Here is a 21,900-nt window from a genome sequence, read left to right on the forward strand (position 1 = left end):
ATCATTTATTATGGAAAAAATAACTCAATATTTAATTCAAAGTACCGTTCATGGCAGTGAGGTGCGTGCATGGGAGGAAGATATTATGCTTCCTACTTATGAGATAGGAGAGGAAGAGAAGAATCCTATTTTTCTTGAAAAGAGAGTTTATCAGGGAAGTTGTGGAGCTGTTTATCCTTATCCGGTAGTCGAGAAGATTTCAGATAAGAAAGCAGACAAGAAATATCATGCGTTGTTTATCGAGAATGAATACATTAAGGTGATGGTGCTTCCCGAGTTGGGAGGACGTATACACATGGCTTATGATAAGGTGAAGAAACGTCACTTTGTTTATTATAACCAAGTGGTGAAACCGGCATTGGTGGGATTGACAGGACCTTGGATTTCTGGAGGAATCGAATTTAACTGGCCTCAGCATCACCGTCCTTCTACTTTTTTGCCTACTGATTTCTTGATAGAGGAAAATGCGGATGGCAGTAAGACAATATGGTGCAATGAAGTGGAGAGAATGTTTCGTACTAAAGGTATGCAGGGATTTACGCTTTATCCGGGCAAGGCTTATATAGAAATTAAAGTGAAGATTTATAATCGTACGTCTTTCCCTCAGACTTTCTTGTGGTGGGCCAACCCTGCAGTGGTGGTCAATGACCATTATCATTCGGTATTCCCGCCTGATGTGAATGCGGTGTTCGATCACGGCAAGCGCGATGTCTCTTCTTTCCCTATTGCTACAGGGGTTTATTATAAGCAGGATTATTCTGCTGGTGTGGATATCTCTAAATATAAGAATATTCCGGTTCCTACATCATATATGGCTATCAAGTCTAAATATGATTTTGTGGGTGGCTATGAAGAAGATGTTCGTGGGGGACTTCTGCACGTGGCCGATCATCATGTTTCTCCGGGAAAGAAACAATGGACATGGGGAAATGGTGATTTCGGTAAGGCTTGGGATCGTAATCTGACTGATGAGGACGGCCCTTATATTGAACTGATGACCGGTATGTACACAGACAATCAGCCGGATTTCACTTGGTTGCAACCCTACGAAGAAAAATCATGGGTACAGTATTTTATGCCTTACAGTGAGGTGGGATATGTGAAAAACGCAACTAAAGATGCTTTGTTGAATTTGGAGATAAAAGAAGGTAAAGCTCGTCTGCTACTTTATACTACGGGAGTGAATAGTGGGGTACGCATTATAGTGAAGGATATAAAAGGAACTGTCTTATTGGACAGAACTACACAGGTTTCACCATCAGAGCCGTTTGTTACGACTTTTGCGGCGGAAGGGCTAAAAGAAGAGGACGTATGTGCGGAGGTTCGTGATAAAGAAGGTGCCGTTTTGCTTTCCTATCAGGCGGATAAACCGGAAATCAAACCGATTCCTGATCCTGCCAAGGCTGCTAAAGATCCTCAGGATATTGCTTCCATCGAGCAATTGTTTTTGACAGGATTACATTTGGAACAATATCGGCATGCCACTTATAATCCGATGGATTATTATAAGGAAGCGTTAAGACGTGAGCCGGGAGATGTACGTTGCAACAATGCAGTAGGACTACTGTTGATGCGTAAAGGACAATTTGCAATGGCGGAAAGTTATTTCCGGAAAGCGGTGGAAACCTTGACAGAACGTAATCCGAATCCTTATGACGGTGAACCTTATTATAATTTGGGCTGGAGTTGTATGATGCAACAGAAGTGGGAGGAGGCTTATGATGCTTTTTTCAAGTCGGCATGGAATGCTGCTTGGCAGGATGCGGCTTATTATGCTCTGGCGCAGCTTGACACTCGTAAAGGAAAGTATGAAAGTGCTCTGGATAAGATAGACCGTTCATTGATTCGCAATTGGCATAATCACAAGGCGCGTCAGTTGAAAACTTCCATTCTGCGCAAGTTGGGACGTAAAGAGGAAGCTTTGGCACTCGTATCCGAATCATTGCAGATAGATCGTTTTAATATGGGATGTCGTTTTGAACATTATCTGTTAACCCGGGATGTGAAAGTATTGGAGGAAATGAAAGAGTTGATGCGTGGTTGGGCACACGGATATATAGAATACGCATTGGATTTTGCTGCTGCCGGATTGTATGAGGAAGCTCTATCTTTACTGGAATGCCATGTCACCGGAACTACAGAAATATATCCTGTCGTTTATTATGCAATGGGATATTTCCATACCTGTAAGGGAGATGAGAGTAAAGCATTGGAATATTATCAGCGGGCAGAAAAAGAGAATCATTCATATTGTTTCCCGAATCGTATAGAAGAAGTATTGATTCTTCAAGATGCCTTACGTCTGAATATTCATGGGGCAAAAGCGGCATATAGTTTAGGTAATTTCTGGTATGCTAACCGTCAGTATGACAATGCCATTGCCTGTTGGGAACATTCTGCGGCCATAAATCCGGCATATCCCACCGTATGGCGTAATTTGTCGTTGGCTTATTATAATAAACGCGATGACAAGCAGAAAGCCTTGGAAACTTTGGAAAAAGCTTATGCATTGGATGAGCACGATTCTCGTATATTAATGGAGTTGGATCAACTTTATAAACGTTTAGGGCGGCCGCATAGTGAACGTTTGGCTTTTTTGGAAGCACATCTGCCCGAAGTAGAGCAGCGTGATGATCTTTCCATTGAACGTATCACTTTGTATAATCAATCAGGCCGCTATGCTGAAGCAAAAGAATTGATTGCCGCGCGTAATTTCCATCCATGGGAAGGAGGAGAAGGAAAAATCACCGGACAATATGTATTGTGTCGTGTAGAATTAGCAAAGATTGCTTTAAGTGAAAAACGCTATGCCGATGCTTTAGCCCTTTTAAATGAGACGGATGTTTATCCGGTTAATTTAGGTGAGGGAAAATTGGCAAATGCTGAGGAGAATGATATCTGGTATTATAAAGGCGAGGCGCTTCGTGGCTTGGGAAATGAGCAACAAGCGATAGATTGTTTTACCAAAGCGACCATTGGTTCTTCAGAACCACAACAGGCTTTCTTCTACAATGACCAACAACCCGATAAGATTTTCTATCAAGGTCTGGCATGGCGTGCATTGGGCAGAGAGGATAAGGCACGTAGCTGCTTTAACAAATTGATAAAGCATGGTGAGAAGCATTTGTTTGACCACTGCCGGATTGATTATTTTGCTGTTTCTCTGCCTGATCTGGCTATTTGGAAAGACGACTTGGATAAACGTAACCGCATTCATTGCAATTATGTGATGGGATTGGGTTATTTGGGATTGCGTGAGATGGGAAAAGCCATTGATTTTTTGGATAAGGTGCGAGAATTGGATATTAACCATCAAGGTGGACAAATCCATCGTAATTTGTGTGCTGTATGAAAGAAAAGAATGGGGGAATTTGTAATGGTTATTCGTGAAAAGAAATAGAGGGGTGACCCTCTATTTCTTTTATATTGGTATTATTTATCCTTTTTTTTTCTATCTTTGACTAAAATTTCAAGCAAACTATGAAAAAGACTTGGCTCATTATATGTTGTTTGTATGTTGTATTTACATTACAGGCTGTTGATAGGGGATTGTCCAATTTTTATTTTTCTCATATAACGGGTGAGAATGGGCTGTCACAAAGTAATGTGAAAGCTATTATTCAGGATAGTTACGGGTTTATGTGGTTTGGTACAAAGAATGGTTTGAACCGTTTTGACGGAACTTCTATTGTGCAGATGGATTGTGATGACTATGTGGCCGGTACGGGAAATCATAATATCTCTGCATTATTTGAAGATAAGGAACGTCAGTTATGGGTCGGGACGGATAGAGGAGTTTATCGTTATAATCCGACTTCGGATATATTCACGTTCATGAATCAGGAGACGGAAGAAGGGGTGAATATGAATAATTGGGTATCTGATATTGTAGCGGATTCTATAGGCAATATTTGGATTGTAATTCCTGATCAGGGAGTTTTTCGCTATAGGAATGAGAAACTTTATTTTTATGAAGTCACCAACAAAGAGCATTTTAAGACAGAAGCTCCGGAGTGTATTCTGGTGCGTCCTGATGGAGAGGTCTGGGTTGGTACATGGGGAGTCGGACTTTTCCGATATAATGGGAGTACGGATAGATTTGAACAATATTGTGTTGATAAAACCGGGTATTCATTAAAAGGAAAGAATATTAATTTTATTTGTAATTATGGCGATTGGATTGCAATGGCTGTTCATGAAGGGGAATTGATGAAATATAATCCCAGTACGAATCAGTTGGTAAAAATAGACATACCGGAAGCTGACCATACATTTGTACGTAATGTGGCTTGTTTTGACGATGAACTGTGGGTGGGAACTTATGAAGGTTTGTTTGTGGTAAATGAAAAAAAGAATAAAATAGTTCATTTGAAACAAGACTTGATGCGTCCGTTCAGCTTGTCGGATAAGATTATTTATACTATTTATCGGGATCGTGAAGATGGAATTTGGTTAGGAACCATGTTTGGTGGGGTGAATTATCTGCCTCATCATGACTTGTTATTTGATAAATATGTACCAGGAAGTGACGGACGTTCGTTGACTACAAAACGGATAAGGGAACTAGCTTCTGATAATAAGGGCAATATATGGGTTGGAACTGAAGACGACGGAATTAATATATTGGATATTGCTTCCGGGCAGGTAAACCGATTGCATCCGGTGGATGGTGATAAAGGGAGTCACATGGTTACTTTGGGGATGTTTGTTAAAGGAAACCAACTGTTTTGCGGCTTGTTCAAGCAAGGATTGGATGTGATTCAGTTACCTGAGAATAAAGTTTGTCATTATACTCCAGAGGAGTTGAATATAGGAGAAGGAAGTGTTTATACTTTCTTTATAGATGAGGCAGGATATAAGTGGATTGGCACAGGTTGGGGACTTTATAAAGCGGCTCCTGCAAGTTTTCATTTTGAAAAGGTGGAAGAAGTGGGTTTTGATTGGATTTTCGATGCATTTCAAGATAAGGATGGAATGATATGGTTCGCTTCCATGGGAAGCGGGTTATGGAAGCATGATCCGGGAAAGAATATCTTTAAAAAATATACTTATGAGGAAGGTAAGGAGAATACATTGGGATCCAATTCTGTCAGTTCGGTAATGCAGGATAGTAAAGGGCGGATTTGGATTTCCACTGATCGTGGTGGAATTTGTCGTTACAATTCTCAAACGGATGATTTTACCTCTTTTTCCATTAAAGACGGTTTGCCGGATGATGTGGCTTATAAGATATTGGAAGATGAGCAATCAAATTTATGGTTCGGGACAAATCGGGGGCTGGTCAGGTTTAACCCGGAATCGAAAGACGTGCGGGTATATACTACTAAGGATGGTTTATTAGGGAACCAGTTTAATTATAAGTCAGCTTTGAAGGGGGAGGATGGTAAGTTTTATTTTGGCGGTATAGACGGACTGATTGCCTTTGATCCTGATTCTTCGGAAAAAATTAATTTCTTGCCACCTGTTTATATCTCAAAATTTAGTATTTACAATCAGGAGATAACGGTTCATACTCCTAATTCTCCTTTGAAAAAGTGTATAGAACATACGGACGAGATCGTGTTGCCTTATGATCAGTCAAATATTAGTTTTGATGTTGCTTTATTAAGTTATTCCACTACGGAGTCCAATCAATACTATTATAAATTGGTTCCGTTGGATAAAGATTGGATCAGGGCGGCAAGTAATCAGAATATTTCTTATGCAAAATTGCCTCCGGGAAATTATACTTTGCAAGTTCGGGCTACCAATAGTGTCAAGGAAGGTCCCTATGCTACCCGTTCTTTATCTATTGTTATCCTGCCTCCTTGGTGGCAGTCTGTTTGGGCTTATTTTCTGTACATTATATGGGGAATCTGTGTCGTACTTTGTTGGTTCTTCTGGTATAAAAGACGTAAGGAGAAACAGATGGAAGAAAAGCAGAAATTATTTGAAATTGAGAAGGAGAAAGAACTCTATGAATCAAAAGTCAGTTTCTTTACTGAAATAGCTCATGAGGTGCGCACGCCCTTGACATTGATTAATGGTCCGTTGGAAGCTATTGAGGAAATGGATATCAAGGACCAGAAATTGAACAAGAATTTGAAAGTAATCGGGCAGAATACCAAGAGATTATTGGATCTGACCGGACAGTTGCTTGATTTTCAGAAAATAGGAGCGAGTAAATTTGAGCTGAAATTTGAAACGGTTGATGTAACGGCATTGTTGAATGAAACGATTGCTCGTTTTGAGCCTACTATTCTGCAAAAGCAGAAAGAATTATTGCAGCATATTCCCCAAGAAAGAATTATGGCTGCCATAGATAAGGAGGCCATTACAAAAGTATTGAGCAATTTGTTGAATAATGCTTTGAAATATGCCCGTCATACTATTACAATAGATTTATCCCAAGATGAAGTAGATTTTACTGTTCGTGTTGTCAGTGACGGAGAAAAGATCCCTGAATCCTCCAGCCAGCAGATTTTTGAACCCTTTTATCAGTTGGAGAAGAAGAAGGATGCAGCTCGGATGGGAGTAGGCATAGGATTACCTTTAGCTCGTTCGCTGGCTACTTTGCATAAAGGCAGGCTTTATTTGGATATAGAACAACCGGAGAATACATTTGTTTTGACCATTCCTTTGAATAAAGAGGAAGTAAGGCAGCAAATAGAGAAGGTTGTGGAGCAAAATATTGAAGTATTGGATGAGGAAACATCAACAGAAACAGACCAGATGAAAGGTTATACTTTATTGTTAGTAGAGGACAATGAAAGTATGAGATCTTTTATTTTTGAACGATTGGAAGCCTTGTTTACAGTAGAAACCGCTGTGAATGGACAGAAAGCGTTGGAGGTTTTACGTAGTAATCACATAGATTTGGTCATCAGTGATATAATGATGCCGGTGATGAATGGCTATGAATTATGTAAGGAAATAAAGGCGGATATTGATTTGTGCCATATTCCGGTTATTTTCCTTACTGCCAAGAACGATTTGGAGAGTAAGATTAACGGATTGAAGATAGGAGCGGAAGCTTATGTGGAAAAGCCTTTTTCTTTCAATTATTTGAAGACTCAGATTTTGTCTTTACTCAGTAATCGAAGGAAAGAGCGTGAGGCATTCTCCAAACGTCCTTTTTTCCCTGTGCATAATATGCAGATGAACAAGGCGGATGAGGAGTTTATGAATAAAGTGATCAATGTGATTCAAGAGAATATCTCGGATGAAAATTTCAATGTGGAACGTATGGCTGATATCTTATGTATGAGCCGTTCCAGCTTGTTGAGGAAAATAAAGATTCTATTCAATCTTTCACCCATAGATTTTATCCGGTTGATCCGTTTGAAAAAAGCGGCCGAATTGATTCAGGAAGGTAAGTATCGTATTGGGGATATCTGTTATATGGTAGGAATAAACTCTTCATCTTACTTCAGCAAATTATTCCTGAAACAATTCGGAATGACCCCGAAAGAGTTTGAGAAACAGTATCAAACATCCAAGGAAAAAGTTAAAATAGATCTGACGGAGAATCTCTGATTGAAAGAAATGCAGCAAAAAATGATGCATTTGCGGATTCTGCGGGTGTGGATGCGTCATTGCTGCAAAAATCCTATTTATTGCAGCGTTTGTATATTAACAGGTTGTCAAGATATGCCTACTTTTGACCATGCTTGAAAGGAAAAGAATTCCGGACAGTAAAGCAGACCTTAAGTAAATTTATCTCTTTGACAAACTAATAATATTATGAAGAATAATTGGTTAACTTTAAAATCATTGTTTCTCTGTGTTTCTGCATTGGGCGTTTCCGGTCTTATTTTGTCCGGGTGCGCTGAAAGTGCAAATCTGAATGTCGGTGAATGGTCTTTGGAGTACGATGCTCACGCTAATGGTATTGATATCAGCAAAGGCTCTAAGCTTATTTATGATAATGTATATGCATCTTATAAGCTGGCCGACAGTGTTGTTTCTACCCGTGATTATGCAAAGCATCATGTTTCTACCAAAAAAATCAATGATCATTTTGGAGAAGGATATCATTATGAGGTGACTTATACCGGGAATAATCTGCCTGCACTGGTTCAATCTTTTTATGTATATCCGGCAAAGGATTATGTGCTGACAGATTTCACTTTGGAGAGTACGACTGAAATAGCCTCGAATTATATGGCACCGGTCAATGTGGACCAAATGCCTGAAGTATTGAACCAGGGAGAAAATAATCGTGCGCTTTTCATCCCTTTTGATAATGACTGTTGGATCAGATATCAATCTCATCCGCTCACATTTACAGAACTGACTAGTTATGAAGTTACTGCCATATTTAATAATGATGACCGTGAAGCTGTGGTGGTAGGTTCTGTAGAACATGATTCTTGGAAAACAGGTATAACAATAGGTAAAGGTAATATATATAATGTAGGTTCGTTGGTATGTTATGGCGGTGTTGCCGATAAGACAACACGTGATTCGAAACCTCACGGTGCATTGAAAGGTACGAAAATCAAGTCACCTAAAATTTTAGTAGGATTTTTTAAAGACTGGCGTGAAGGTATGGAAGAATACGCTCAGGCTAATGCTGTGATTGCTCCTCCCAAGGCTTGGGATAAAGCTGTTCCTTTTGGCTGGAACAGCTGGGGAGCGTTACAATTTAATCTGACCTATCCGAAAGCGTTGGAAGTTTCTGATTTTTATAAAGAGAATTTGCAGTCCCATCATTTTGTGAATTCGGATAATCTGGTCTATACAGGTTTGGATTCTGGCTGGAATAGCTTTTCAGAAGAGGAGTTGAAAGCTTTTGTGGATAGATGTAAGGCAAACGGTCAGGTCGCCGGCGTTTATTGGACTCCGTTTACTGATTGGGCCAAAAATCCTGAACGTGAAATAAAAGAAATGCCGGGATATAAATATAAAGATGTGTATCTCTATGCAAATGGAAAACCGCAGGAATTAGACGGAGCTTATGCTGTTGATCCTACCCATCCGGCTATTGAGGCTATGATGAAGCATACATCGGAGCTATTCCATCGGGCCGGCTTTGAATATGTGAAAATGGACTTTATGACACATGGAGCAATGGAAGCCGACAAATGGTATAATCCGGAAATACAAACAGGTATTCAGGGATACAATTATGGAATGCAATTGCTTGACAAATATTTTGGTGATATGTATATCAATCTTTCTATTTCTCCTGTTTTTCCTGCTCATTATGCTCAGTCCAGAAGAATTGCTTGTGATGCATGGAATAAGATGAAGGATACCGAATATACCTTGAATGCACTTTCATACGGTTGGTGGCAGGATAAGGTCTATCTGTTTAATGATCCTGACCATATTGTATTGCGCGATGCTACAGATGGTGAGAACAGAGCGCGTGTCACTTCGGGGGTTATCACTGGAATTTTCATTGCTGGAGATGATTTCAGCAAAGGCGGTTCTAAAGAGGTGAAAGAGAAGGCGATGAAATATTTGACGAATGCCGAGATCAATGCCATAGCCAATGGGGAATCTTTTCATCCTGTAGATGGGAATGGTGAAAAGTCAGAAAATCAGTTTGTACGCATGGATAAGGATGGTAAGGCTTATTATGCGGTGTTCAACTATATGGATCAAGAGTTGAAGATGACTACAGCTTTAGAGCGTCTGGGGTTGGATTCGTCAAAGGAATATAAGTTGAAAGAATTATGGAGTGGCATTGAAAGTACTGCTAAGACTAACCTGGAAGTAACGGTTCCTGCATGTGATGTCGCAATTTTCAAAATGGAAGAATAAACCAATATAAACTTTAAATCGTACTTAAATTTACAAATTATGAAAAGAATTAGGCTTATTAATTTAATCCTTATCATGTTTTGTTGCTGCAATATGTTGGCACAGAACATAACGGTTACAGGACAGGTGGTGGATGTTACATCCGAACCTATCATTGGTGCAAGTGTAGTGGTAAAAGGTACAACCAATGGGACTATTACCGATTTTGATGGTAAATTTACATTATCAGTTCAGAAGGGGGGAACATTACATATTTCTTATATAGGATATGTTGCCCAAGATGTAAAAGTGATGGGTAACCAACCTGTCAAAGTGGTGATGGCGGAAGATACTGAAACATTAGACGAAGTGGTTGTTGTAGGTACTTCGATGAAGAAGAGTGATTTGACAGGAGCTGTAGGCAGTGTTAGTTCTGAGGTATTGAAAGAAAAACCGGTGACTGATATTAATCAAGCGTTACAAGGACGTGTGGCTGGTGTGTTGATTAATACGGCAGCAAAACCAGGTGATAACTCTTCTATTAAGGTAAGAGGTATCAATACGATTAACGGTTCTACTGATCCGATTTATGTAGTGGACGGTTTGGTGATGGATAATTATGGTGGCGGTTTTAATTCTGTTAATCTGAATGATGTCTCTTCTATTGAAGTATTGAAAGATGCATCGGCTACAGCATTGTATGGATCACGTGCGGCAAATGGTGTTTGATTACAACCAAGAAAGGTGCTAAGGGAGAAGGTAAGGTGAGTTATGATGGATGGATTGGCGTTCGCTCGTATGCCAATATGCCCGAGACGATGAACTCTAAGCAATTGTTTGAACTTCGTAGAGATGCTGCCATGAATAGCTTTGCGGCTCGTCATCCCAATGCAACAGAAGCTGAGATTAATGCAAATCTGCAAAATCGTATTATGACTCCTTATAATCCATTAGGGGGCGGTGGCTATGTATTTGGCCAATATGAAATAGATGCTTATAATGACCCTTCTTTTCAAGACTATGATTGGATGGATGAGGTGACACGTAACGCTATTGAGCATAATCATTCATTGAGTTTTTCAGGTGGAAGTGAAAAAGGCTCTTTCTTCCTTAGTTTGAATTATGCCAATCAACAAGGTATGGTGAGAAATTTGAATAATAAGAATATTTCAGGCCGTATTAATGCGGAATATAATGTTAAGCCTTGGTTAAAAGTAGGAACCAATACTTCGTATGTACGTACTGAATCACAGCTTGGTGATGGTGATGAAGTTTTCGATAAAGCCCGTGGAGCCAATCCGATGTTACCAATTGATTATGACTTATTGACATTGAATTATGGTGGCTATGTTGATGAAAACTACTTTAATCCATTAGGTACTATGCGTATTGAAAATGATCGAATAAGAAATCGTATCATTAGTTCTAACTTTTTGAATGTTAATCCTGTTAAAGGATTGAACTTCCGTACTACTTTTTCAGTGAATTATTTGGATGAGCAAACATTTAGATATCAACCCAATGATATTCAACAGGCGATTCGTTATTCTAATAAGGGACAAGCTTCCCATAACAGAGACAATGTGGTGACCTGGCAGTGGGACAATACAGTTTCTTATGATACAACTTTAGCAGATGTTCATCGTGTCAATGCTGTGTTAGGTACAAGTGCTTCTAATATTTCACGTAATTACACCAACGCTATAGGACGTGGCTTTGATTCTAATTTGTTTGGTTATCATAACATTGGAGCATCAGAGAAGCTAGCTGACAGACAATTAGGTTCTGATTTCTATTCTTCTTCATTGATGTCTTACTTCTTGCGTGCTAATTATACGTATGCAAGTAAGTATTATTTAACTGTAACAGCCCGTTATGATGGTTCTTCTAAATTTGCCCAAGGACATAGATGGGGGTTATTCCCTTCTTTTTCTGCTGCATGGAATATTGCTGAAGAAAATTTTATGCAAAAACAAACTATTTTTGATCAGTTGAAACTGCGTGCTGGATATGGTGTAGTTGGTAACCAGGAAATTGACAACTTTGCTTTCTTGACTTTATATAGACCGAACGTTTCTACAGGCAGTACTACTTATGTGCCAGATTCTAAACGAGGTACATCGGATATTACTTGGGAAGGGCAGCGTCAGTTTAATATTGGAGTAGATATGGCATTTTTGAATAATCGTATTAAACTGTCAGCAGACTATTTCCATATCGTTAATGATAATTTGTTGCTGACGAGAAATCTGGCAGAAACAACAGGCTTTAGTACGTCAATAGAGAATATTGGTGAAATTAAAAATCAAGGTGTTGAATTTACTGTAGATATAAATGCGCTAAGAACCAAGGATTGGGAATGGAACATTTCTGCTAATTTCTCGAGAGACCGTAATGAGGTGACTAAGTTGTATGGTGATGGAGTGCAGTTTATCAAGAAATACGATGGGGATCATAATTTGCAAAAAGAAGGTAACCTTTTCTTGGGTGAATCGCGTAATACTATTTATATATGGCGCACAGGTGGCATCGCTCAGGTTGCTGACATGGATCGTTTGAATCAAATAGATTGGCAGGGAAGACAGGTGAATCCGGGTGATTTGTATCCGTTGGATGTCTCAGGTCCTGATGGTAAGCCTGATGGAAAGATTAATGATGAATACGACCGGGTAATAGTAGGTTCTCCTGACCCTAAATTTTATGGTGGTTTCAGTACAGATCTTAGTTGGAAGGGTCTTTCGTTGAATCTTGTATTTAATTATTCTTATGGTGCAAAGAAACTGAGCTACATGTATGAAACATTGGTTGGAAGTGTGGGACGTTCTCTGGCTTCAGTGGATTTACTGGATCGCTGGACACCTGAAAATACGGATGCAAAGTTCCCACGCCCGATGTTGCATGACGGAAATGATGGAGCTCCTTCTTATAATACGTTTAATGCCGGACAAATGGACTTTTCCGTACAAGATGCTTCTTACTTGCGTTTGTCAACAATGACTTTGGCTTATACACTTCCTAAGAAATTGGTTAATACAATGAAATTGGATAATGTGAGATTCTATACTACGGCTTCCAATGTCTTTTGTTGGACTCCGTATAAAGGATATGATCCGGAAACCGGTGACTGGTATCCTCCTACAAGGATGTTCGTATTTGGCTTGAATGTAAGTTTCTAAGCATTCTCTGAAGAAAGAACAGTTTATAAATAATTCAATAACGTTTATGTAAAATGAAATCTATGAAAACAATACATACATTATTAGTCTCATCCCTGTGCCTGCTAGGTACAACTTCCTGCCAGGATTTCTTGGATAAGGAACCGCAAAGTGCTTTGACTGCTAATCAGATTTATTCAGATTTGAACAGACTGGAGCCTACCGTAGATGGCCTATATGTTAGTTTCCGTAATTCCAAAGTGGCTAGAGAAGGTTTTACTTTCTATATGATTGGTACGGATGAAGCTCAACAAGGCATTAAAGAAATGATTACTTATTCCAGCCAGCCTGGATTTGATTATTACAATGGTCAGCTTAATAGCTCGCTTGATAAGATATCAGCAATGTGGAAAAGTAAGTGGCCCATTATCAATACTTCTTCATTGGCTATTTGTGGTCTTACCGGTTTGGAAGAAAAAGGAGGAGATGAGGCGACAATGCAAAAAATCAGAGAATTAAAGGCTAATGCTTGTTTTATGCGTGCTATGTCTATGTTTGAGCTGGCTATGCATTGGGGAGAAGTACCTATTGTGGATTTCCCTTCTCTTGAACAGACTGATATAGAGTACACAAGAAGACCATTGCCTGAAGTCTGGGGACAAATTTTTGATGATTTTACTTACGCTTCTCAGAATTTGGCTAGTGGTAGGCAAACAGGTCCGCGTGCCACTAAAGGCTCTGCTCTGGCTATGTTGGGAAAGCTTCACATGTACGCACAAGTAGAAAGCGGCTATCGTGATTTTGAGAAAGCTATTGGTTATTTTGAAGAAATTAATGATGGACGTTATTCGTTGGAACCTGACTATGGCACCTTGTTTGATGAATGGGGAACATTGGAATTCAATTCGCCGGAATCAGTTTATGAAATTGATTATGAGCCAAATGATAATGGAAGAAGCGGATGGCAATGGGATATGGGTTCCAAAACCTTAGGACAGGCCGGTTATTCAGAAGAATGCTATTTGGGCGGATGGGATGTTATTATGCCTACTGTTTATATGTATAGCATGCAAGAAGATGGTGGCGTTTGGGAAGAAGGCGATTTGCGCAGAAATGTCAATTTGCGCTATGAATGGGAGTATGATGGAAAGAAATATACAGTTCCTACAGATGCTATTGATGAACTGGATCCACATATAAAGAAATGGGAAGATAGACGTGTTGACCGTTTTGCTCCAGATTTTCCTAATGTACCTAATAGAAGCTATTATCGTGTGGGAAAGAATTATCCGATGATTCGTTTTGCTGATGTATTGCTTTGTTTGGCAGAATGTCTGAATGAAACAGGAAAAACGGAAGAAGCGATGAAAATAGTGAATGATGTCCGTACACGTGCTTGGGGAGGGAATTTACCTGCTGATAAGAAATGGACTGGCTTCTCTAAGGAACAATTTAGAACTGAAATCTTGAATGAGCGTTTACGTGAACTTTGCTTTGAAGGTTGGAGACGTATGGATCTTATCAGAACGGGTCAGTTTGTAAAATTGATAAAAGAACGTAACCGCTGGGCAAAAGAATCCGGAACAATTGAAGACTATCACATGCGTTATCCTATTCCTGATTCTGAAATTAATAATAACTCAGCATTAACTCCTGATGATCAGAATCCGGGATATTAAAAGAAGGTTTAATCGATAGGCATATAGAAAATATGATAGAATTCAAAAAAATAATAGCATCATTTGCGCTTGCAGCCTGTATGACAGGGCTGCAAGCACAGCAAACGATTTATTTACATTCGGATAATCCGCAAACTGTATGGAAACTGAAACCGCAGGCAGAAGTGAATGGAGATGGGGCAGTGCTGTGTAGTACGGGGCTTGATGCTTCGAAATGGGTAGATGCTGTTGTGCCTGGAACAGCTTTTAACTCGTATGTGGTGGCAGGATTAGAAAAGGATCCTAATTTTGGAGATAATATTCATCAGGTGAGTCGTGAAAAATATGATCGTAGTTTCTGGTATCGTACTACGTTTGATATTCCTGCTGATTTTACTAAAGACTTGATATGGCTGAATTTTAATGGTGTGAATCGTCGTGCTGATATATACATGAATGGTGTTTTCTTGGGACGTTTGGATGGTTTTATGCATCGTGGGCGTTTTGATGTGACCCGAATAGCCAAACGTGATGCCAAAAATGTGCTGGCTGTGTTGGTGCACATGCCAGATACTCCATTGGCTAATCAGGGAAGCCCTACTTATCTTTCCAGTGGTGGTTGGGACTGGATGCCGTATGTACCTGGACTGAATAGTGGTATTACTGATAAAGTCTTTCTTTCCAATACGGGAAAAGCTACAGTGCGGGATCCTTGGATACGTACAGATTTGCCTACTAATGCACGTGCGGATGTGAGTGTAGAGATGGAAGTGAAGAATAATTCTTCAAAGAAAAGTAAGTTTGTAGTGCGTGGTACGATTCTTCCGGGTGACATAACTTTCGAGAAAGAGGTGGAAGTGGAAGCTAACCGCTTTTCTACATTGAAATTTGACAAACGTTATTTCCCACAACTCAGTATCGCGCGTCCCCAATTGTGGTGGCCCAATGGATATGGTGAGCCGAATCTTTATACTTGTAAGCTGGAGGTGCTGGCTGATGGTGAAGTTTCTGAAACAAAGGAATTGACATTTGGTATCAAGAAGTACACATATGATTGGGAAGGAGGAGTCTTTCACCTTTCCATCAATGGAATGCGTGTATTTGTGAAAGGAGCTAATTGGGGAATGTCTGAATATATGCTTCGGTGTCGTGGTAATGAATATGAGACTAAAATCCGCCTTCATAAAGAGATGAACTTCAATATGATACGCAACTGGTTAGGTTCGGTTACGGATGAAGAGTTCTACGAATATTGTGATAAATATGGACTTATGGTATGGGACGATTTTTGGATTAATTCCAATCCGAATCTGCCTTATGATTTGAATGTATTTAATAATAATGTAGTAGAAAAGATAAAACGTGTACGCAATCATCCTTGTATTGCCGTATGGTGTGGAGATAATGAAGCTTATCCTGAACAGCCTATTCAGGGGTGGATGGATGTGAATATTAAAACATTTGATGGCGGTGACCGTTATTTTCAAGCTTGTTCTAATACAGGGGGCTTGAGCGGAAGTGGTTATTGGGGAGCTTTTGACTCGCGCTATTATTTCTTAAATTATCCAGATCCTTCTTCGGGTGGTGATGGAAAACGTGGCTGGGGGTTCCGCACTGAAATAGGTACGGCGGTGGTGCCTACTTTTGAAAGCTTTAAAAAATTTATGCCTGAGTCTGATTGGTGGCCTCGTAACGAGATGTGGAACAAACATTATTTTGGCTCTAATGCAGGCAATGCTCGTCCGGATCACTATGTTGCTTCTATTGATAAAGGATATGGTAAGGCTGAAAATGCGGAGGATTTCTGTCGGAAAGCTCAATTGGTGAATTTGGAATCGAATAAAGCAATGTATGAGGGCTGGTTGGATCATATTTGGGAAGATGCTTCGGGCATTATGACTTGGATGGGGCAATCTGCTTATCCCTCTATGGTATGGCAAACTTATGATTATTATTATGATTTGACAGGAGCTTATTGGGGATGTAAATCTGCTTGTGAACCATTGCATATTTATTGGAATCCAGCAACGGAGGAAGTGAAAGTTGTAAACACAACGACACAGACTTTTGATGGATTGACCGCCGAAGCTGTTATCTATAATTTGGATGGCAAGCCTGTACAGCGTTATTCTCAAAGTCAGTTGGTTACTTCTTATCCCAATACTACAGCGCGGTGTTTTGTGCTTGGTTTGAATTGTGAACGTCCTAATCTTTCATTAGGCAAGCGTGTCGTGGCTTCTTCTACTTCTACGGGTGACCCTTCGTATGTTGTGGATGGAAAAGATGATACTCGCTGGGGGGCTAAAAAAGCAGATAATGAATGGATATATGTAGACCTTGGCAGTGTACAGCCTGTAGGTGGAGTGCGATTAAATTTTGAGGCTGCATACGGTAAGTCTTATAAGATACAAGTATCTAACGATGCAGAAAATTGGATGGAGGTCTATAAAACATCTGAGGGACGTGAGGGCTTGGAAGTAATTACTTTCCCTGAAGTCGATGCCCGCTATGTACGTATGTTTGGTATTGAACTAGGTTGGTGGTTTGGTTACTCATTATGGAGCTTTGATGTATTGGGTGGAACACAGCCTAGTGAGGGTTTGAGTGATGTACATTTTATCCGCCTGACGTTGAAAGATAAATCGGGAAAGATCGTGTCAGAAAACAATTACTGGCGTGGCAACGACCGTCTGGACTTTACGGCTTTGAATACTTTGCCAAAAGCTGAACTGAAAACTTCTTCCAAGTTAATTCGTAAGAATGGTGAGGCGGAGATACAAGCGGTCATAACACTTCCGAAATCGGCTAAGGGAGTAGCTTTTGCTGTACATGTGCAGGCTGTTCGTACTTCGGATGGCGAACGCATTCTGCCGGCATTGATGAATGACAACTATTTTACGTTGATGCCTGGAGAAACAAAGAATTTGAGCATTACATTTGATGAGAATTTGTTGCAGGGCGACAAATATAAGTTAGTGGTAACTCCTTATAATAACAAATAATTCAGATTAGTATGTGTACTAATAAATTTATTCTGTTCTGTATGGGGATAGTGATGAGTGTATCATCTTCAGCTTGGGCTGGAGATGATACCCCTCTCTATAAAGACAGGACGGTTCCAATAGAGAAGCGTGTAGACGACCTTATGTCTAGAATGACATTGCACGAAAAGGTATTGCAATTACAGAATCGTGCGTCTGGCCAGTTGGATGAGATTGACCGGATCTTCGCGGGGGAAAGTTATGGGACAACTCATGAAATGAGTATGTCTGCTTATGATTGCGCCGTGATGTATAAAGAATTACAGCATTATATGCGTACTAAGACTCGTTTGGGAATTCCGTTGTTGACTTCTGCTGAGGGCATACAGGGTATTATTCAGAATAATTGTACGCTGTTTCCTCATGCTTTGGCGCAGGGAAGCACTTTCAATCCTGAATTAATACAACAAATGACTGAGGCGGCTGGCGAAGAGGCTAAGGCGATAGGTATTCATCAAATTCTTTCTCCGGTTTTTGACATTGCCCGCGAGTTACGCTGGGGACGTATTGAAGAAACATACGGAGAAGACCCTTATCTGATAGCGGAAATGGGAGTGGCGTTTATCAAAGGGTATCAAAAACACAGAATTACTTGTATGCCCAAGCATTTTGTAGCCCATGGCACTCCGTCTGGAGGCTTGAATTGTGCGGGAGTAAGTGGAGGAGAACGTAAATTGCGTAGTCTCTATCTTTATCCGTTCCGTAAAGCTATAAGGGAAACTTCTCCGTGGGCGGTGATGACTTGTTACAGTGCGTATGATGGAGTGCCGGTTACAGGTTCTTCTTATTATATGACTGATATTCTTCGGGGAGAACTGGGCTTTAAAGGATACACTTATTCTGACTGGGGTTCGGTGGAGCGTCTGATGACTTTTCATCATGCAGCAGGCAGCCGTGAGGAGGCTTCGCGTATGGCATTAATGGCCGGAGTGGACTTGAACATTGATTCGACTTACGAAACATTGGAAAAACAAGTTGAGGAGGGAAGGCTTGATGTTGCATATATAGATCAGGCCGTGCGCAGAATATTGACGGTGAAGTTTGAATTGGGCTTATTTGATGAAACTTATGGTGATCCTAAACTGGTGAAGAAGGTCGTTCGCAATGCTGAAAAGGTGGCATTGGCTAAGAAAGTGGCTGACGAGAGTGCCGTATTATTGGAAAACAGAAATGATATTCTTCCTTTAGACTTGAATAAATACAAGTCTGTTGCAGTGGTGGGGCCTAACAGTAATCAAGCCGTGTTGGGCGATTACGCTTGGACGATGGGGGATACTAAAGAAGCAGTCAGTTTGTTGCAAGGATTGCAGGAAAGTGCAGGTGATAAAATAATGATCCGTCATGCTGAAGGATGTGATTGGTGGAGCCAGGACAAATCACATATTGCCGAAGCTGTGGAAGTTGTCCGTAACAGTGATATAGCTGTGGTGGCGGTAGGTACACGAAGCACTTATTTGGGAAGAAGTCCTAAATATTCTACGGCAGGTGAAGGATTTGATCTTTCCTCATTGGAACTTCCTGGGGTGCAGGAGGAGCTGTTGAAGGAGATAAAGAAAACGGGCAAGCCTATGATTGTCGTTCTGATTGCGGGTAAACCGCTTGCTATGCCTTGGGTGAAAGAAAATGCTGATGCAGTGTTGGTGCAATGGTATGCAGGTGAGCAGCAAGGATGTACATTGGCAGATATTTTGCTTGGAAAGGTGAATCCGTCGGGTAAGTTGAATGTATCTTTCCCGCGTAGCACAGGTAATACTCCTTGTTTTTATAATCATTTCGTGACAGATCGTGAAGAACCTTTTGACCAGCCGGGTACTCCTGAAGAACCTAAAGGTCATTATGTCTTTGATAAACCGGAACCTTTATGGAACTTTGGACATGGAAAAAGTTATACTACGTTTGATTATGTGGATTGTGCACTGAGTGATACGTTATTGGTTGCAAGTGATACATTGAAAGTATCCGTTACGATCAAGAATACGGGTAGGCGCGATGGCAAGGAGGTTGTGCAGCTTTATGTACGTGATAAGGTAAGCACGGTGGCTACTCCCATCCAACAGTTAAAGGCATTTCAAAAAGTTCTGGTCAAGCCGGGCGAAAGTCAATGTGTGGAGCTTTCTTTGCCAATCGCAGAATTAGCTCTGTATAATGCAAAAATGGAGGAAGTGGTAGAACCTGGGGACTTTGAAATTCAGATAGGAGCCGCCTCAGATGATATACGCTTTAAGAAAACAATTACTATAAACTGAAAATAAATGTGCTTGTCTTCTTGTTATTTCTTTTCTGATAACAAGAAGGCAAGCCATGTGATCGTATTGTTAGTACTGGTATGTATATATTTTCTTGTTAATTTACAACTATTTTATATGAGAAGCATCTTGTTTTTTCTTTCTTTTTTCAGCCTGACGTGTATTTCTTACGCCAAGGTGGTCTTGCCCGCTTATTTTACGGACAATATGGTTCTTCAGCAAAATACGAAGGTTACTTTTCATGGTAAGGCGGCATTGGGCAAAACCTTAAAAGTAACTACAGGCTGGAATAATGAAGTGTATGTGACTCCGGTGAATAAGGATGGTTATTGGACTTTGTCTGTGCCTACTCCTGTTGCAGGAGGGCCTTATACGTTGACATTTACGGATGGTAAGAAATTGCAATTAAAAAATGTAATGGTGGGAGAGGTATGGTTTTGTTCCGGCCAGTCTAATATGGAGATGCCTGTTGCGGGTTGGGGGAAAGTCATGAATTATGAGCAGGAGATAGCGGAGGCGAATTATCCTTCTATCCGTTTGTTCCAAGTGAAGAAAAATACTTCAGTAACTCCGTTGAGTGATGTGGAGGCTACGATGGGAGGATGGCAGGAATGTTCTTCCGCCACAATTCCTGAATTCTCTTCGCTCGCTTATTTTTATGCCCGTTCATTATGGAAGGAGTTAAATGTTCCTGTAGGAGTGATTGACTGTACATGGGGAGGAACACCTGCTGAAGCGTGGACCAGCTATGAAACATTGAAACAGGTACTGGGCTTTCATGAGGAGTTGGCTAAGATGGAACAATTGGATTTTGACCCTGTTCGTATGGAAAAGGCCTATAATCAAGAGCGCTCCGAGTGGCAATCTCTTTTTTCTAAGGAAGACAAGGGAATGGAGGAAGATAAGCCTTGCTGGATTGCACCGGACTTGTCAGAAGAACAATGGCAGGATATGTGTCTTCCCGGTTACTGGGAAAGGAATGGTTTGAAAGATTTTGATGGAGTTGTATGGTTCCGTCGTAGCTTTGAAATCCCGGTAGAATGGATTGGCAAACCGTTAAAGTTAAATTTGGGGATGATTGATGATGAAGACATCACTTATTTTAATGGGGTGGAGATTGCCCGGGGGGCAGGTTATATGACACCGCGTACTTATACCATTCCTGCAAAATTAGTGAAGGCTGGTAAGGCGGTTCTTGCTGTTCGTGTTTCTGATTTTGGTGGAGAGGGCGGTATTCATGGCAAGGCAGAGGAACTTTATGTAGAAGCTGATGGAAAGCGGATCAGTTTGGCCGGAGATTGGAAATATCGTATCGGACTTTCTTTAAAAGGGTTTCCACCCGCACCGGTTTCTCCCGTTCAAAGTTCCAGTTATCCTACGGTACTGTTCAATGCGATGGTCAAACCATGGACTGCTTTTCCCATTAAAGGAGTAATATGGTATCAAGGTGAAGCCAATGTAGGCCGTCCGGAACAATATGGGGATTTGTTTCCTGCTCTCATTACGGATTGGCGCCAGCAATGGCGGAGTGATTTCCCCTTTTATTTTGTACAATTGGCTAATTTTATGGAATCCAAGGAAATACAGCCGGATTCCGAATGGGCGGCTTTGCGTGAAGCACAAACTAAAGCATTAAAACTTGACCAAGTTGGTATGGCTGTGACCATTGATATTGGTTTGGCTGATGACATTCATCCTAAGAATAAGCAAGAGGTGGGACGCCGTTTGGCCTTGGTTGCCCTGGCCGGTAGTTATGGAAAAAATGTTTCCGATTCGGCTCCTGTATTCCGGAATTATAGAATCAAAGGGGATAAAATGGAATTGGATTTCGGACAAAAGCAAGATGGATTTCAGATTAAAGGTACAACTTTAAAAGGCTTTACCATTGCAGGGCCGGACCGTGTGTTTTATCCGGCAGAGGCGATGGTCCAGAATGGGAAAATTATAGTTTTTTCTCCTGAAGTTTCTATCCCTCTTGCTGCACGTTATGGCTGGGCGGATAATCCGGATTGTAATTTGTACGGAGAGAACGGCCTCCCGGTTGCTCCTTTCCGGACCGACTGTTGGTAGA

The 21,900-nt window shown here is 40.6% G+C and carries 7 protein-coding genes and 1 pseudogene; all 8 read left to right on the forward strand.

What is annotated here, in order from left to right; all coding sequences use genetic code 11:
* The first annotated feature begins 10 nt into the window (after positions 1 to 10).
* A complete protein-coding gene (locus ACYQ0C_RS01535) occupies positions 11 to 3,352 on the forward strand; it encodes a DUF5107 domain-containing protein (RefSeq protein ID WP_016275299.1) in 3,342 nt (1,113 codons plus the stop codon).
* Between the two features lie 128 nt (positions 3,353 to 3,480).
* Entirely contained in the window at positions 3,481 to 7,515 is a 4,035-nt protein-coding gene (locus tag ACYQ0C_RS01540) for a hybrid sensor histidine kinase/response regulator transcription factor (protein WP_016275300.1), read from the forward strand.
* Positions 7,516 to 7,722: 207 nt separating this feature from the next.
* Positions 7,723 to 9,750, forward strand: coding sequence for an alpha-galactosidase (locus ACYQ0C_RS01545; RefSeq protein ID WP_016275301.1), 2,028 nt, complete (start codon positions 7,723 to 7,725; stop codon positions 9,748 to 9,750).
* A gap of 39 nt (positions 9,751 to 9,789) precedes the next feature.
* Positions 9,790 to 12,905: pseudogene (locus ACYQ0C_RS01550) on the forward strand (SusC/RagA family TonB-linked outer membrane protein).
* Between the two features lie 62 nt (positions 12,906 to 12,967).
* Complete coding sequence (locus ACYQ0C_RS01555; RefSeq protein ID WP_235783088.1) at positions 12,968 to 14,563, forward strand: RagB/SusD family nutrient uptake outer membrane protein; 1,596 nt, start codon at positions 12,968 to 12,970, stop codon at positions 14,561 to 14,563.
* A 32-nt stretch (positions 14,564 to 14,595) separates the two neighbouring features.
* Positions 14,596 to 17,544, forward strand: a complete 2,949-nt coding sequence (locus ACYQ0C_RS01560) for a galactose-binding domain-containing protein (RefSeq protein ID WP_016275305.1) — start codon at positions 14,596 to 14,598, stop codon at positions 17,542 to 17,544.
* Positions 17,545 to 17,555: 11 nt separating this feature from the next.
* Positions 17,556 to 19,829, forward strand: coding sequence for a glycoside hydrolase family 3 N-terminal domain-containing protein (locus tag ACYQ0C_RS01565; protein ID WP_016275306.1), 2,274 nt, complete (start codon positions 17,556 to 17,558; stop codon positions 19,827 to 19,829).
* A gap of 117 nt (positions 19,830 to 19,946) precedes the next feature.
* Positions 19,947 to 21,899, forward strand: a complete 1,953-nt coding sequence (locus ACYQ0C_RS01570) for a sialate O-acetylesterase (protein WP_025076767.1) — start codon at positions 19,947 to 19,949, stop codon at positions 21,897 to 21,899.
* Position 21,900 lies beyond the last annotated feature (1 nt).

It is taken from the genome of Phocaeicola sartorii JCM 17136 = DSM 21941, from assembly GCF_054653615.1.

What these genes read in the sequence shown, in the direction of transcription:
- ACYQ0C_RS01535 (WP_016275299.1), top strand. Translation starts at nt 11, where the DNA reads ATGGAAAAAATAACTCAATATTTAATTCAAAGTACCGTTCATGGCAGT.
- ACYQ0C_RS01540 (WP_016275300.1), top strand. Translation starts at nt 3,481, where the DNA reads ATGAAAAAGACTTGGCTCATTATATGTTGTTTGTATGTTGTATTTACA.
- ACYQ0C_RS01545 (WP_016275301.1), top strand. Translation starts at nt 7,723, where the DNA reads ATGAAGAATAATTGGTTAACTTTAAAATCATTGTTTCTCTGTGTTTCT.
- ACYQ0C_RS01555 (WP_235783088.1), top strand. Translation starts at nt 12,968, where the DNA reads ATGAAAACAATACATACATTATTAGTCTCATCCCTGTGCCTGCTAGGT.
- ACYQ0C_RS01560 (WP_016275305.1), top strand. Translation starts at nt 14,596, where the DNA reads ATGATAGAATTCAAAAAAATAATAGCATCATTTGCGCTTGCAGCCTGT.
- ACYQ0C_RS01565 (WP_016275306.1), top strand. Translation starts at nt 17,556, where the DNA reads ATGTGTACTAATAAATTTATTCTGTTCTGTATGGGGATAGTGATGAGT.
- ACYQ0C_RS01570 (WP_025076767.1), top strand. Translation starts at nt 19,947, where the DNA reads ATGAGAAGCATCTTGTTTTTTCTTTCTTTTTTCAGCCTGACGTGTATT.